Raw genomic sequence first — 14,761 nt, 5'->3', positions numbered from 1 at the left:
CAGACCCAAAAGGAAGAACAAGGATGACCGACACCACTCCTCTGCGCCGCCCGATCGCCTTCATCGATCTGGTCGAGCAGCAGAAGCGCATCCGCCCCAAGCTGGACGCCGCCCTCGCGCGCGTGCTGGACCACGGCGCCTACATCATGGGGCCGGAGGTGGCCGAGCTGGAACGCCGGCTCTCCGCCTTCTGCGGCGCCCGCCACACCATCTCCTGCGCGAACGGCACCGACGCCATCGTCATGGCGCTGATGGCCAAGGGGCTGAAGCCCGGCGAGGCCGTCATCGTCCCCAGCTTCACCTTCTGCGCGACCGCCGAGGCGGTCAGCCTGCTGGGCGGCGTGCCGATCTTCGCCGACGTGCGTGAGGACACCTTCAACCTCGACCCCGACAGCCTGAAGGCTGCCGTCCTGACCGCACGGGAGCAGGGGCTGCCGCTGGCCGGCGTCATCACCGTGGACCTGTTCGGCCAAGCCGTCGACTACGACGCCATCGAGCCGATCGTGCGCGAGAACGGGCTGTGGCTGATCTGCGATGCGGCCCAGGCCTTCGGCGCCATGTACCGCGGCCGCCACGTCGGCACCATCGGCGACATTACCACCACCAGTTTCTTCCCGGCCAAGCCGCTGGGCTGCTACGGCGACGGCGGGGCGATCTTCACCGACGACGACGAGACCGCGGCCGTCCTGAAATCACTGCGCGTGCACGGGCAGGGGACGGACAAGTACGACAACGTCCGGCTCGGCCTGAACGGCCGCATGGACACCCTGCAGGCCGTCATCCTGATCGAGAAGCTGGAGCTGTTCGCCGGGGAGCTGGAGGCCCGCGCCCAGGTGGCGGACCGCTACGATGCCCTGCTGCCGCCGGATCTGGCCCGGCCCGTCCTGTTGCCCGGCTGCACCTCCGCCTGGGCGCAATACACGCTGCGCACGGGCTCGCGCGACGCGGTTATGGCGCGGTTGAAGGAGCATGGCGTGCCGTCGGCGGTCTACTACGCCCGCCCGCTGCACCGCCAGGGCGCCTACCGGCATTACCCCGTAGCGGGAGGCGGGACACTCCCCGTCACCGACCGGCTGATGGACACGGTGCTGAGCCTGCCAATGCACCCCTATCTGGCCGAGGAGGACCAGCGCTACATCGCCGACAGCCTGCTGTCGGGCCTCGGGGCCGTGCAGGCCGCTGCGGAATGAGCAGGCTGGCGCAGGCGGCCGAAGGCTTCCGGGACGGCGTGCGGCATCACGGCACGTTCTTCCGGCGGGTCTCGGCCGACGTTTTGCGCATCGCGGGCGCGGTGGGGCTGGCGCAGGCGCTGGTCTTCGCCGCCTCGCCCCTGCTGACCCGCCTCTACGACCCGGCCGATTTCGGGCACTTCACGATCCTGGGCGCCATCGTCACCATCCTGACGCCGCTGGCCTCGCTGCGCTACGGCTGGGCATTGCCGCTGCCGAAGGACGAGGAGACGGCGACCGACCTGCTGGCGCTGTGCCTGGTGGTGACCGTCGCGGTGCCGGTGCTGGTCGCGCTGGTGGGGGCGCTGGCCGTGGCCCTCCCGCAGGATTGGGTGGAGATCCGCCTCGCCGACGCCCTGCTCCTCGCCGCGGCGCTTCTGATCGTCGGGCTGAACGAAATCGTGACCAGTTGGCTGATCCGCAACCAGGGTTTCCCGCAGGTGGCCGGGCAGCGCTTCGTGACGTTGCTGGGCACCGCGGTGTGCCAGCTGGCGGTCGCGGCGGTGAAGCCGGACGCCGATGGGCTGATGATCGGCTTCATCGGCGGTTACGCCCTGGGCCTGGTCCGGGCGGCCAGCCAGTGCCGGCCCGACCTGGAGCGCAGCGTCCGGGGAATGTCCTTGAACCGCCTGCGCCGCGTCGCCGTCGAATACCGCCAGTTCGCGCTCCTGACAGCGCCGTCCGGCGTGATCAACGGAGTGGGGCGCCAGCTTCCCAACGTGGTCCTGCCGTCGCTCTATGGGCTTGCCATGGCCGGCCAATGGTCGCTGGCGCACCGGGTCCTGTGGCAGCCGACGGCCCTGCTGGGGCAAGCGGCCAACCAAGTCCTGTGGGGCAACGCCGCCCGCCTCCAGACCGAGAATCCGCGGCGGCTCTGGCTGCTGTTCCTGATCTTCAACGCCGGCCTATTCGCCCTGATGACGCCGGGCCTGATCCTGACCGCCTACGGGCCGGAGATCTTCGGCTTCGTATTCGGCGCGGCGTGGCAGGAGGCCGGGCGCTTCGCCGGGATCGTCGTTCTGTCCAGCATCGTCGGCGTCGCCGCCCAGGCGACCTCCTGCCTGCACCTCTACGGCCTGAACCGCTGGATGTCGGCGTGGGAGGTCGGGCGGCTCCTGACCGTGGCCGGATCGATGCTGGCGGTCTGGTGGCTGGACCTGCCGGCGCTCGGCGCCGTCATCGCCATGACCGCCGCCTTCGCCCTGTCGGACGCCGCGCTGCTCATCCTCAACACCATCGCCGTCTGGCGCATCCGCCGGCTTGAGGAGGGCCGCAGAGACAAGGCCCAGCTTGAAGCGGCATCCACCATCGAACCGAGGTCGCCGGGATGAACATTCTGCTGATCAACCACTATGCGGGTTCGGACCTGATGGGCATGGAATACCGGCCCTTCTACCTGGCCCGCGAATGGGTGGCGGACGGGCACAAGGTCACCATCGTGGGGGCGAGCTTCTCACACCTGCGCAGCACCCAGCCCGTCGCCGACACCGACCTCGCCGTGACGGAGGAGGACGGTGTCCGCTTCCGCTGGCTGCGGACGCGGCCCTACCAGGGCAACGGGGTGAACCGGATCGTCAACATCCTGACCTTCGTCTCCAAGCTCACCGCCTACGCCGGCCGCATCGCGCGGGAGGAACGGCCGGACGTGGTCATCTGCTCCTCCACCTACCCGCTGGACATCTATCCGGGGGAGCGGATCGCCCGCATGGTCGGCGCGCGTCTGGTGTTCGAGGTGCACGACCTGTGGCCGCTGACGCCCATGCTGCTCGGCGGCTATTCGCCGAACCATCCCTACATCCGCCTGCTGCAGCATGCGGAGGACCGGGCGTACCGCAACGCCGACGCCGTCATCTCCATCCTGCCGAACGTCTGCGACTACATGGCCGAACGCGGCATGGACCTGCGCAAGTTCGTGCATGTGCCGAACGGCATCCCGGTCGCCGCCTTCCAGAAGGCCGGACCCGCCGAGCTGCCGGAACCGGTCGCCGCCCACATCGCGGCGGAGCGCGCCCGCGGGCGCTTCCTGGTCGGCTATGCCGGCGGCATCAACATGGCCGATGCGATCGGGACGGTGCTGGAGGCCGCCGCGCTGCTGAAAGACGAGCCGGTGTCCTTCGTCCTGGCCGGGGGCGGGCAAGGGGCCGACGAATTCCGCGCCCGGGTCGAGGCGACGGGGTTGGACAACTTCCACCTCGTCGGCGTGATCCCGAAGCGGACGGTGCAAGGGTTCCTGCAACAGATGGACACGCTGGTCGTGTCCTGGCCCAAGAGCCCGCTGTACCGGTTCGGCGTGTCGCCCAACAAGATGTTCGACTACATGCTGGCCGGCCGCCCGGTCGTCCAATGCAGCAACGCCAGCAACGACCTCGCCCGCGAAGGGGCCTGCGGCTTCACCGTGCCGCCGGAAGACCCGGAAGCGCTTGCCGGCGTCATCCGGCAGCTGGTCCACATGGCGCCGGCCGAACGCGCCGCACTCGGCCAGAACGGGCGGCGCTTCGTGCAGGAGAACCACGACTATCGCGTCCTGGCGTCCCGTTTCATCGCCGCCGCCGCGGCGACCTGAGGCCCCGGCCCGGCCGCCCGGCCCGTTGGCGCGCAAGACCTTGAGCGAGGTGTGAAATTGCCTATGAACTGTTGTGAGACACCGGCCGCGCCATCGGTCGCCATGCTCGACACAGGCCAATTGGAAAAAGGCCGGCCGGTCGTCTGCGTGCAGGGGCTGGGGTTCGTCGGGTCGGCCATGGCGATCGCGGTCGCCAACGCGCGCGGCGCCGACGGGCGGCCGCTCTACAGCGTGGTCGGCGTGGACCTGCCCAACGAGGCCGGGCGCCACCGCATCGCCTCCATCGCCGCCGGCGAGATGCCCTTTCCCGGCGCCGACCCGGAGCTGGACCAAGCGCTCGCCCGCGCGCACGAGGCCGGCAACCTGATGGCCACCGACGACGCGGGGGTGTTTGCGCACGCCGACATCGTGCTGGTGGACATCAACCTGGACATCGACTGGTCGGCCCCGCGGCCGGAGGTGCGCTTCGCCGCCATGCAGCGCGCCATCGACGCTCTGGCCGCGCGGCTGAAGCCGGGCGCATTGGTGATCGTGGAGACCACCGTGCCGCCGGGCACCTGCGAGCGCGTCATCGCGCCGCGGCTGGCCGCCGGGCTGGAGGCGCGCGGCCTGCCGCCGGACTCCGTGCGCCTCGCCCATTCCTACGAGCGGGTGATGCCCGGCGCGCAATACTACAACTCCATCGTCAACTACTGGCGGGTCTACGCCGGCACGACGCCGGAGGCGGCGGATGCCTGCGAACGCTTCCTGTCCACGGTCATCAACGTGACGGACTACCCGCTGACCCGCCTCGGCTCGACCACCGCGTCGGAGACGGCGAAGGTGCTGGAGAACAGCTACCGCGCGGTCACCATCGCCTTCATGGAGGAATGGGGTCGCTTCGCGGAAGCCGTGGGCATCGATATGTTCGAGATCGTGAACGCCGTGCGCATGCGGCCGACCCACGCCAACATGCGCCAGCCGGGCTTCGGCGTCGGCGGCTATTGCCTGACCAAGGACCCGCTGTTCGCCGCGGTGGCCGCGCGCGCGCTGTTCGAGCGCGAGGATCTCGCCTTCCCCTTCTGCACGGAGGCGGTGCGGACCAACGCCGCCATGCCTCTGGTCGCACTGGACAAGCTGCGCGGCCTGCTCGGCGGATCGCTGGCGGGCAAGCGCATCCTGCTGCTCGGCGTCTCCTACCGGGAGGATGTGGGCGACACCCGCTATTCGCCGGCCCAGACCTTTGTCGAAGCGGCGGAACGGGATGGAGCGGAGGTCACGCCGCACGACCCGCTTGTGACCTGGTGGGAGGAGCTGCAACGACCGGTGCGCGGCAGCCTGCCCGACGCCGACGGCTTCGACGCCGTGGTCTTCACCCAAGGATCGCCCGCCTACCGCCGCCTCGACCTCGCGGCCTGGCTGAAGGGGAGCGCGGTCGTGGTGGTCGACGCCAACAACGTCCTGACGGACACCCAGCGGCACCAGCTGCGCGACCTCGGTTGCCGCCACGCCGCCATTGGCCGCGGCATCATGATGGGGGAATCATGCTGAAAGCGCTTGTGACCGGCGGGGCCGGTTTCATCGGTTGCCATCTTGCGCGCACCCTGGCCGACCGGGGCTTCGCGGTGGACATCCTCGACAACCACGCCCGCGGCGTGCGGGACGAGGCGTTGGAGGAGCTGCTGGCGCGCCCGCATGTGCGGATGCTGGAGGCGGACCTGCGCGACGCCTCCGTCGCCGCGGCGATGGACACGGACTACACCCAGATGTTCCACCTCGCGGCCATCATCGGCGTCGCCCAGGTCCGCTCCCGCCCTTACGAGGTTCTGACGGCCAACGTCGCCATGCTGGAGACGGTGCTGGCGCTGGCGCGCCGGCAAGCGGCCCTCGGCCGGCTGGTCTTCGCCTCCACCAGCGAGATCTACGCGGGCACGCTCCAGCATTTCGGCATTCCCGTTCCGACGCCGGAGGACACGCCGCTGACCGCCGGCGACCTGACGGAGCCGCGCACCACCTACATGCTGTCGAAGCTCTATGGGGAGGCGATGTGCCGCTTCTCCGGCGTGCCCTTCACCATCGTACGCTTCCACAACGTCTACGGCCCGCGCATGGGGCTGTCGCACGTCATCCCGCAGCTGCTGGAGAAGGCCCACGCCCTTCCGGCCGGCGCGCCGCTGGAGGTGGCGAGCGTGGAGCACAGCCGGTCCTTCTGCTACGTCGACGACGCGGTGGAGTACCTGATCCGCATGGCCGCGCTGCCAGCCTGCGCCAACGACACCTTCAACATCGGCACCCAGACGCCGGAGGTGCGCATCGGCGATCTGGCGCGAACCGTGCTCGACGTGGTGGGGCGCGACAATCCCATCGCCGCGTTGCCGGAAACGCCGGGCTCCCCGGCCCGCCGGGCACCCGACATGGGCAGGGCCGTGGAGGCCACCGGCTACCGCTCGCAGGTCGATCTGCGGAGCGGCGTGCAGCGCACCTACGACTGGTACCGGGACCGGGTGTTCGGCCATGAGGCCGTCTGCGCGGTGTAAGGCGTCGCCTGCACCGCTGCCCTCTTTTCGCCTCTTATGTATTTATCTTTTCGCATCCTTGCCGCTGGCGGACGTGAAAAGTAAGATTCCGAAAAAGAACGCTCAAACAATGGGTTGAGAGGGAGGAAACCATGCCCGAACCCGCTGGGGGCGGAACCCCGAGGACGCCGTAAGGCGCGCTGGCTGCGCCGCAACGCGCGCGACCGACCTTGCATCGCCCACCGACGACACGGGTGCCAAATGAAGATTTCCGACGAAGCCCAAGGACTGTTTCCCGACGCCGGGTTGCTGGTCGCCGATTTTCCCGCGCCTCCCGTCAGCGCGGTTTCGGACACCCTTCCCGATCCAGTGCCCGATTTCGGCCCCGATTTTGGCGAAGAAACCTTCCGCCACATCCTTGCGTCGGCCCAGGCGCGCGGCTACCGCTTCGCCACCTTCGCCGACTATCACGCGACCGGCGCCGTGCCGCACAGCCGGTGCTTCTTCCTGCGGCACGACGTGGACATCTCACCGGGGATGGCCCTGCGGCTCGGCGAGATCGAGCACGAGCACGGGGTCCGCGGCAATTTCTTCTTCCAGTTCAACGCGGAAACCTACTCCTTCTTCGTGCCGGAGACGCTGGGCATCATCCGCTCCCTGCAGGGCATGGGCCATTGCGTCGGCCTCCACATCGACGAGCAGCTGACCGGCACGGAGGAGGAGGCGATCGCCAAGACGCTGGACTGGGTCATCGCCTGCGTCCTGCCGATCGACCGCACCATCAGCTTCCACCGCGCGTCGCGCGGCAACCTCGGCCGGCGCTACGAACGGTTCCTCAGCGCCTACGACTCCCGCCTGTTCGACGCGCGGTCCTACCTGTCGGATTCGCGGCGAAGCTTCGCCTTCTACGAGCCGCTGATGGGCTGGCTCGCCGAAGGGCGCCCCTGCATCCAGCTGCTGCTGCATCCGGAATGGTGGGGCGGGGTCAACCAGCTCGACCAGTTCTGGGAGGTCCTGCGCGACCGCCGCTCCGAACAGCTGCGGCGCTACATGACGACCAACTTCCCGAAGGTTTTCGCCGATATGCTGCCAGCCGACGACACCAAATTCCTCATCTAGCGGGATGGGTGGGAGCGACATGACCCAGACGCGCGTCCGAGTGGCCATTCACCAGCCGAACTACCTGCCATGGCTCGGCTATTTCGCGAAAATCGCCAACGCCGACGTGTTCGTCTTCCTGGACGACGCGCAACTGCCCCAGGGGAGGAGCTTCGTCCACCGCACCCGGATCCACTCGGCGACGGGAGGCGACTGGCTGTCGGCGCCCGTCCGCCGGTCCGAGCGGCAGCTGATCCGGGACGTCCGGTTCGCCGACGAGGACTGGCGCCGGCGCCACCGCGCGACGCTGCTGCACACCTACCGCCGCACGCCGCATTTCGAACCGGTGATGGCGCTGGTGGACCGCATCCTGGAGGCGGACACCGACCTGCTGGCCGCCTTCAACATGCGGGCGGCGATGCTGCTGGCCGAACATCTCGGCCTGTCCTGCCGCTTCGAACTGTCGAGCGCGTTCGCGGTGGAGTCCACCAGCGACGAGCGCCTGATCGATCTGGTGAAGGCGGTGGGTGGCGACACCTACCTCTCCGGCGCCGGCGGGCAGAACTACCAGCACCCGGCGAAATTCGAACACGCGGGCATCGACCTGTGGGTGCGCGAATTCACGCCGCAGTCTTATCATCAAGGGTCGGGGCCGGGGCAAGGGCCGGACGCCTTCCAGCCCTGCCTGACGATCCTGGACGCACTGTTCAACATCGGGTCGGCCGACACGGTGCGTCACCTGTCCTACGAACCCCAGCTCCACGATCCGATGTCCAGCGCGTGCCCCTCGGCCTGAGGGCGGAGGCTCCACCGTGAAGATCGCCATCCTGTCCGACATCCACGCCAACCTTGAAGCGCTTCAAGCCGTGCTCGGCGCGATCGCGGAGGAGGGCGTGGACCGGTTGGTGTGCCTGGGCGACATCGTCGGCTACAACACCGATCCCTGCGTCTGCGTCGCCCTGCTGCGGCACGCCGGCGCGCTGTGCGTGGCCGGGAACCACGACCGGGCCGTCACGGGCCAGATCGGCACGGACGGGTTCAGCGCCCGCGCCATCCGCGCCGTGTCCTGGACCCGCCGGCACCTCCCGGCGGACGTCACCGCGTGGCTATCCGCTCTTCCCCTGAAGGTGGCGGTGGACGGCCACCTGGTCGCGGTGCACGGTGCCCTGCATCCGGACATCGGCTGCGAGCTGGTCCGCCTCGACGGCGACGACAAGCGCCGCCTGAGCTTCGAGGCGCTGATCGCGCACCCCTCCGGCGCGCGGGTCTGCGCCTATGGGCACACCCACCGCCTAGGCGTCCACGAATACCGCGACGGCGCCATTCTCGCCCATGACATTCTCGCCCAAGACGGCGACGAGGTCGCGCTGCGGCCCGGCTCCTACTACCTCGTCAACCCCGGTACGGTCGGCGAACCGCGCACCGCGGAGCGCCGGGCGACCTTCATGCTGCTGGACACCGCGAGTCAAACGCTGTCGGTGCGCCGCGTCCCCTACAACGACGCGTTGGCCTTCGCCAAGACCCGCCGCGCGGGCATCAAGCCCCGCCGCCTCGCCGGGCTCCCCGCCCCCCTGCGCGCCGCAATCAAGGCAGGTCTGCGCAAGGTCGGGCTGTACGAGATCCTGTTGAGGACGTTCAACAGCTGAAAAGCCCCTCTCCCCTCAAGGGAGAGGGGTTTTCTGCAATTGAATCAGCCGCGCTTCGGCGCCCGCGCATCGCGCCGGGCCCAATGCCGCCAGCCCATGATCAGGCCGAGGTAGGCGAAGTAGATGCGGTCATCGGGCAGGTAGCCCTGGACGGTCGTGTGCGAGATGAACTCCGTCAGGAACAGCAGCGCGAGCGTCATGTCCGTCCAGTCCAGCCGGCGGTCGCGGGCCATGGCCACGCAGGTGGCGACGCCGAGGATCAGCACCGGAAAGAACAGGCAGGCGCCCGCCAGCCCCATTTCCATCAGCACTTCCAGCGACAGGTTGTGCGGATAGTCCAGGCTGTGCTGGAGACGGAATTCGCCCATGCCCCAGCCGAGCAGCGGGCGCGCCAGCCATTGCCGGAAGGCCAGATCCTGCGCCTCCTCCCGGATGTCCAGCGAATGGGTGCTTTCGTTTGAGGTCTGGAGCCGGATGCGCTCCAGCGTGTAGAACTGCTGCGACGCTCCCGTCGCGCCCTCATAGGCCTTCATCGCCACATAGCCGGCCCAGCACAGCACGACCAGTGCGGTGACGAGGAGCAGCAGGCGCCGCATTCCCGTAAGAAGGCCGCGCGGCGACAGCAGCAGGCTTCCCGCGGCGAGCGAGATGCTGAGCACGGCGAAGACCAGATAGCCGCGGGCGCCGATCAGCAGCAGGGCGAACAAGGCCAGCACGGCGCCGGCGATCGCCAGGGTCAGCCGCTGGCGTGGCCCCAGGATGACCTGCGACAGGCAGGCGTAGAAGAGGATGGCGGCGTGCGCGCCGTATTCCATGTAGTTGTTGCCGTTGACCCGCCCCGCGTTCTCCATGTCGTTCGGATCGACGCCGAGCACCCAGCGGTAGGTGCTGTAGTAGAGCAGCAGGGCGATGCTGAACCCGATCATCAGGCGGACGATGCGCCGCCTCCGCTCCAGGTCCTGCGCCAGGACGACGACCAGGAAATAGCTGCTGACCCCGATCAGGACGAAGCGCCAGGCCTTGTCGACGTTCTTGGGCTCCAGGCTCGACCAGAAGACGCTGATGACGCCGAAGGCGGTGAAGGACAGCATCAGGATGTTCGGCAGGTCGAGCGGCATCGGCTTCAGCCGGCGCGAAAAAATGCCCCAGACGGTCAGCCCGACCGCGAGGATGAAGAACAGCAGCGTCAGGTCCACGGGCGAGCCCTGGAACTCCGGCAGCATCTTGTAGCGGCCGGCGTAGACGAACAGGATGAAGCTGGCTTCGATGGACAGCGCGTCCTCGCGCATCCGCGCCAGCAGACCGGTGCCTGGGTGCCGCGCCGGATGCGCGCGCAACGTGGCCTCCATGACCCTCGCTCCCTTTCTTTTGCCGTCTTATCATCGCAGGGCGGAGGCGAAGCGCGCCGCTCGAAAAGGGATGAGGCCGCCGCGCCGTGGGAGGACCACCGAAAGACGGCGTCCCACCGGAGGGGAGCATGCGACGCGTTCAAACGTGTACTTCGATAAGAACATTGCGCCAAAATGCATAAGAAAGCAAAGTGGCAATCCCAAGGCCGTTCCGACGATGGGAGGAGCCACAGCCATGCCGGACCGTTCGGTACGATCGGACCGCGTCAAGGTCGTCCACCTGACGACCACCCATTTTGCCGACGACGCCCGGATCTTCACCAAGGAATGCGTCGGCCTGGCGCAGGCCGGCTACGACGTCGCGCTGGTGATTCCGGACAACCGCTACCGCACGGCCGACGGCCGCCCGGTCCGCCGCCAAGGCGTGGACATCGTGGCGGTGGAACGCCCGGTCGGCCTGCTGCCGCGCCTGCTGAAGACCGGCTTTTCGGTCCTTCGCGCGGCCATCCGGCAGAAGGGCGACGTCTATCACTTCCACGACCCCGAACTCATCCCCGGCGGCCTGCTGCTGCGGCTGATGGGCAAGACGGTGATCTACGACGTCCATGAGGACTTGCCGCGCGACCTCATGACCCGCGCCTGGATTCCGCTGCGCCTGCGGCCGGTCCTGGCCGGCGTCGCGCGCGTTCTGGAATGGACCGCGGGCAAGACCATGTCCGGGGTGGTCGCCGCCACGCCGATCATCGGGCAGCGCTTCCCGGCGCGCAAAACCGTCCTGGTCCAGAACTTCGCCATGGCGGCGGAGTTCGCCGACGACGACGCACCGCCCTACGCGGAGCGCCGGGGCGTGGCCTTCGTCGGCACCATCACGGAAACCCGCTGCGCGGTGGAGGTGGTGGAGGCGATTGGGAAGGTGGGCAGCTCCCCGGAGGCCACGCTGCTGATGGCCGGAAGCATGGGCTCCACGGAGTTGCAGCAGCGCATGGAAGCGCTGCCTGGCTGGCCGCGGGTGGATTACCGGGGCCGCCAGGACCGCGCCGGCGTGAAGCGCCTGCTGGGCGAATCGCGCGTCGGGCTGGTGCTCTACCACCCCACGCGGAACTACCAGGAAGCCCAGCCGGTGAAGCTGTACGAATACATGGCGGCCGGCATCCCCCTGATCGTCGCCGACTTCCCCTACATGCGCAGCGTGGTCGAGGAGAGCCGCTGCGGCCTGTGCGTGCCGCCCTGCGACACGGACGCGGTCGCCGCCGCCATCGACTGGATCTTCGCGCATCCGGAAGAGGCCGAAGCCATGGGCCGGCGGGGGCGGGAGGCCATCCGCGCCCGCTACAGCTGGGAAAACGAGCAGCGGACCCTGATCCAGCTCTACGAACGGATTCTGGCCCCGCGCAGCCCGGCGGTCGCATCGAGTCTGGTTGGCGGCACAACGGAGAAACCGCAATGATCCGAACCGTCTGGAAACGCCTGTACCGGGACTATGTCATGCCGGACCGCATGGTCGACTACGAGCGTCTGCTCGGCCTCGCCCGCGCGATGGGCTACGACGGCACGACCATCGGCGCCTTCTACCAGGACCTGAAGGATGGCATGGAGGAGGACGGCCGCCGCGTGCTCGTCCTGCGCCACGACATCGACAGCAGCCCGGAGCTTTGCCTGGATTTCGCCGCCGCCGAGGAGCGGGCCGGGATGCGGGGATCCTATTTCTTCCGCCTCTCTACGGTCGATGTGGGCATCATGCGCGACCTTGCCGCCGCTGGCCACGAGGTCGGCTACCATTACGAGGAGCTGGCCACCATCGCCAAGGAGCGGGGCGCCAACCGCACGGCCCAGGTCGACGACCTGATCCCGGCGGCGCGGAAGCGGTTCGCCGCCAACCTCGCCGCCTTGCGCGAGCGGACCGGGCTGCCCCTGCGCGTGGCGGCGAGCCATGGGGACTTCGCCAACCGGGCGCTGGGCGTCACCAACGTCGTCCTCCTCCAGGACCGCGCCTTCCGCGCCGCCCAGGGAATCGAGGTCGAGGCTTACGACGCCGACCTCATGCGGCCCTTCGGCTTGCGCGTCGCCGACACCTACCATCCCAATTTCTGGAAACCCGAGCTTCCGCAGCCGGCTCTGCGCGCGGGCGTCGGTCCCGGCTACATCCTCACCCACCCGCGGCAATGGGGGCGGCAGCCGCTGTGCAACGCGCGGGACGACCTTCTGCGACTGGTGGAGGGCGCGCTGTTCACCTTGGGAATCCCCCGCGCCGGCAGCGCCTCGGGACAACGTGCAGTGCCCCCCGCGGCCTGCGATCCAACCTGACGCGTCCAGCCACCAGGCGCCCGACCGGACGTCAAGCCCTTCCACTGTCTTACACCACCGAGATCAGCCCATCGCAAAGGGAGTCGCCTGAATGCTGATTTCTTTTTGGGCGCCGGAATTGCCATCGTTTCCTTCACGGTAAGATAACAAAAGGCCGTGGCGTATGACGCCAGGAACGGCCTTTCGTCCATCGCAGGCGCGTCCACGCAAGGGGTGATGCCGCAGAATGAAGACGATCCAAGGGAAGGGAACCCGTGAAAGGCCGCTGGCCTTCGTCATGGGCAGCATGAATCTGTTGCGCCCGATCGGGCTGGCCGGCGCGTCCTGCGTCGCGGTGACGGCGCCCGGTTCGCCGACCGTCCACTCGCGCTTCACCCGCGCGGTGCTTCCGTGGGTGGATTTTTCCGAACGCACGGACGTGCTCGTGGAAAAACTGGTGCGCCTCGGCGCGGCGCAGCCGGTGCCCCCCATCCTGTTCTATGAGGAGGACGAGCATCTGCTGGTCATCTCGCGGCACCGCGAGACGCTGGGTCAAGTCTTCCGCTTCGTGGTGGCGGACGCGGATCTGGTCGAGGATCTGGTGGACAAGAACCGCTTCCACGCGCTGGCGGAGCGGATGGGTTTGCCGGTGCCGGCGACCCGCCACCTGCGCCCCGGCGAAAGCCCCGTCCCGCCGAACCTGGACCTCGCTTTCCCGCTGATCGTGAAGCCGGCGACGCGGCGCGACACGGTCTGGCGCGAGATCGGCGAACTCGGCAAGGCCCGCCAGGTGGAAAGCCCGGCGGCCATGCGGGATCTCTGGCCCCGGATGGCCGCCTCCGGCCGGAACTTCCTGGCGCAGGAGATCATTCCCGGCCCCGAATCCCGCATCGAGAGCTACCACGTCTATGTGGACGCGGGCGGCGCCATCGCCGGGGAGTTCACCGGCCGCAAAATCCGCACCTACCCCAACGCCTACGGCCATACGACGGCGCTGACGATCACCGATGCAAGCGATGTCGAAGAACTTGGCCGCAGCCTGACGCACCGGCTGAACCTCCGCGGGGTCGCGAAGTTCGACTTCAAGCGCGGGCCGGACGGGCGGCTTCACCTGCTGGAGATCAATCCGCGCTTCAACCTCTGGCATTTTCCCGGCGCCCTGGCCGGCGTTAACCTGCCGGCGCTGGTCTATAAGGATTTGACCGGGCAGACGCGCCCCGCCGCGGCGCGGGCGCGGGCGGGTGTCGGCTGGTGCAACGTGGTGAAGGACTTCGCGGCGGCGCGCGCCGAAGGGATTGCGTGGTCGGACTGGCTCGGCTGGGTGCTGCGCTGCGAGGCGAAATCCGGCCTCGCCTGGGACGACCCGAAGCCGTTTTTGCGTAAAATGCCATTTTTCCAAAAGGGGTGGCCCTTTCGGGCGCGCCGATTGGCTGATCCCGCCTATTGGCAGAAAAACATGCCGTAAGAAAACGGCTATGCTAGAGTCGGCCCGGCCGCGGGGGCGCGGAAGGGCTTCCCTTGGCGTTTCGAGGTGCCTTGGACGTGAGGGTGATGGCAAAAGCACGCGAAAAGGGAAAGATACCCCATGGCGACTGGTCGGCGATCCGCACACGCCACGCGGCGGGTGAATCGCTGGCGAGCATCGCGCGCGACTACGGCTGCACCGGCCCCGCCATCCGCTACATCATCAACCGTCCCACCGACAATCCCGCCAGCAACGGCGAGTCCAGGGAGGAGGCCGCGCCCACGCCCGCCGCGGCACCGGTCCCGGCACCAGCCCCCGAAAGCGCGACGCCGGGCCCGGCGCCGGCCCGTTCTCCGGGAATCGATCCGGAACTGCGCTGGCGGGTCAGCAGCGAGATCGCCTCGTTCCTTACCGAGTTCGATTCCTTCCTGACGTCGGACTCCCCGGCCCGCTACGACGCCCTTCTCGCCGCCACCGACCGCCTGATGCGCATCGCCGCCCGAACCCACATCGAACTCGAACGAGCCCGCGCCGCGGACCAGACCGCCCGCGGCGCGAAGGCCGGGCCGCGGGGGTGACGCCATAATTCCCCTCGCCCGCCTCCGGCGGGAGAGGGTGAGAATGCGCGAGCTA

The 14,761-nt window shown here is 68.7% G+C and carries 13 protein-coding genes; 12 read left to right on the top strand and 1 reads right to left on the bottom strand.

Going from position 1 to position 14,761, the window contains the following annotated elements; translation table 11 throughout:
* Positions 1-23 precede the first annotated feature (23 nt).
* The 8 genes from M2351_RS16190 (at position 24) to M2351_RS16155 (ending at position 9,031) form a co-directional block, all read left to right on the top strand.
* Positions 24-1,190, top strand: a complete 1,167-nt coding sequence (locus M2351_RS16190; protein ID WP_264657148.1) for a DegT/DnrJ/EryC1/StrS family aminotransferase — start codon at positions 24-26, stop codon at positions 1,188-1,190.
* Positions 1,187-2,560: a lipopolysaccharide biosynthesis protein gene (locus M2351_RS16185; RefSeq protein ID WP_264657147.1), complete on the top strand. Its 1,374-nt coding sequence runs from the start codon at positions 1,187-1,189 to the stop codon at positions 2,558-2,560. Before M2351_RS16190 ends, M2351_RS16185 begins: the two co-directional genes overlap by 4 nt.
* Positions 2,557-3,792 carry a glycosyltransferase family 4 protein gene (locus M2351_RS16180; protein WP_264657146.1) on the top strand — a complete coding sequence of 412 codons (1,236 nt, stop codon included), beginning with the start codon at positions 2,557-2,559 and terminating at the stop codon, positions 3,790-3,792. The genes M2351_RS16185 and M2351_RS16180 overlap by 4 nt, the downstream gene beginning before the upstream one ends.
* A 102-nt stretch (positions 3,793-3,894) precedes the next feature.
* Complete coding sequence (locus M2351_RS16175) at positions 3,895-5,322, top strand: nucleotide sugar dehydrogenase (protein WP_264657145.1); 1,428 nt, start codon at positions 3,895-3,897, stop codon at positions 5,320-5,322.
* On the top strand, positions 5,316-6,308 hold the full coding sequence (locus M2351_RS16170) for an NAD-dependent epimerase/dehydratase family protein (RefSeq protein WP_264657144.1): 993 nt from the start codon (positions 5,316-5,318) through the stop codon (positions 6,306-6,308). The genes M2351_RS16175 and M2351_RS16170 overlap by 7 nt, the downstream gene beginning before the upstream one ends.
* Before the next feature lie 240 nt (positions 6,309-6,548).
* Positions 6,549-7,406: a hypothetical protein gene (locus tag M2351_RS16165; RefSeq protein ID WP_264657143.1), complete on the top strand. Its 858-nt coding sequence runs from the start codon at positions 6,549-6,551 to the stop codon at positions 7,404-7,406.
* A 19-nt stretch (positions 7,407-7,425) separates the two neighbouring features.
* Positions 7,426-8,181, top strand: coding sequence for a WbqC family protein (locus tag M2351_RS16160; RefSeq protein ID WP_264657142.1), 756 nt, complete (start codon positions 7,426-7,428; stop codon positions 8,179-8,181).
* Positions 8,182-8,197: 16 nt separating this feature from the next.
* Positions 8,198-9,031 (top strand): metallophosphoesterase family protein, encoded by an 834-nt coding sequence (locus M2351_RS16155; RefSeq protein ID WP_264657141.1) that lies wholly within the window; start codon positions 8,198-8,200, stop codon positions 9,029-9,031.
* Positions 9,032-9,075: 44 nt separating this feature from the next.
* Here M2351_RS16155 and M2351_RS16150 read toward each other — a convergent pair whose 3' ends face one another.
* Positions 9,076-10,380 carry an O-antigen ligase family protein gene (locus tag M2351_RS16150; RefSeq protein WP_264657140.1) on the bottom strand — a complete coding sequence of 435 codons (1,305 nt, stop codon included), beginning with the start codon at positions 10,378-10,380 and terminating at the stop codon, positions 9,076-9,078.
* 235 nt (positions 10,381-10,615) lie between these two features.
* On the opposite strand from M2351_RS16150, the gene M2351_RS16145 reads away from it, so the two are divergent.
* The 4 genes from M2351_RS16145 (at position 10,616) to M2351_RS16130 (ending at position 14,706) form a co-directional block, all read left to right on the top strand.
* Positions 10,616-11,827, top strand: coding sequence for a glycosyltransferase family 4 protein (locus M2351_RS16145; RefSeq protein ID WP_264657139.1), 1,212 nt, complete (start codon positions 10,616-10,618; stop codon positions 11,825-11,827).
* Complete coding sequence (locus M2351_RS16140; protein ID WP_264657138.1) at positions 11,824-12,684, top strand: polysaccharide deacetylase family protein; 861 nt, start codon at positions 11,824-11,826, stop codon at positions 12,682-12,684. Before M2351_RS16145 ends, M2351_RS16140 begins: the two co-directional genes overlap by 4 nt.
* A gap of 226 nt (positions 12,685-12,910) precedes the next feature.
* Positions 12,911-14,128: a carboxylate--amine ligase gene (locus M2351_RS16135; protein WP_264657137.1), complete on the top strand. Its 1,218-nt coding sequence runs from the start codon at positions 12,911-12,913 to the stop codon at positions 14,126-14,128.
* A gap of 86 nt (positions 14,129-14,214) precedes the next feature.
* Positions 14,215-14,706, top strand: coding sequence for a hypothetical protein (locus M2351_RS16130; protein WP_264657136.1), 492 nt, complete (start codon positions 14,215-14,217; stop codon positions 14,704-14,706).
* Positions 14,707-14,761: the final 55 nt, after the last annotated feature.

This window comes from Azospirillum canadense (genome assembly GCF_025961225.1).
Taxonomy (GTDB): Bacteria; Pseudomonadota; Alphaproteobacteria; order Azospirillales; family Azospirillaceae; genus Azospirillum; species Azospirillum canadense.
Note: the sequence above shows the minus strand (reverse complement) of the source record. Positions and strands in the feature narration are given on the sequence as shown.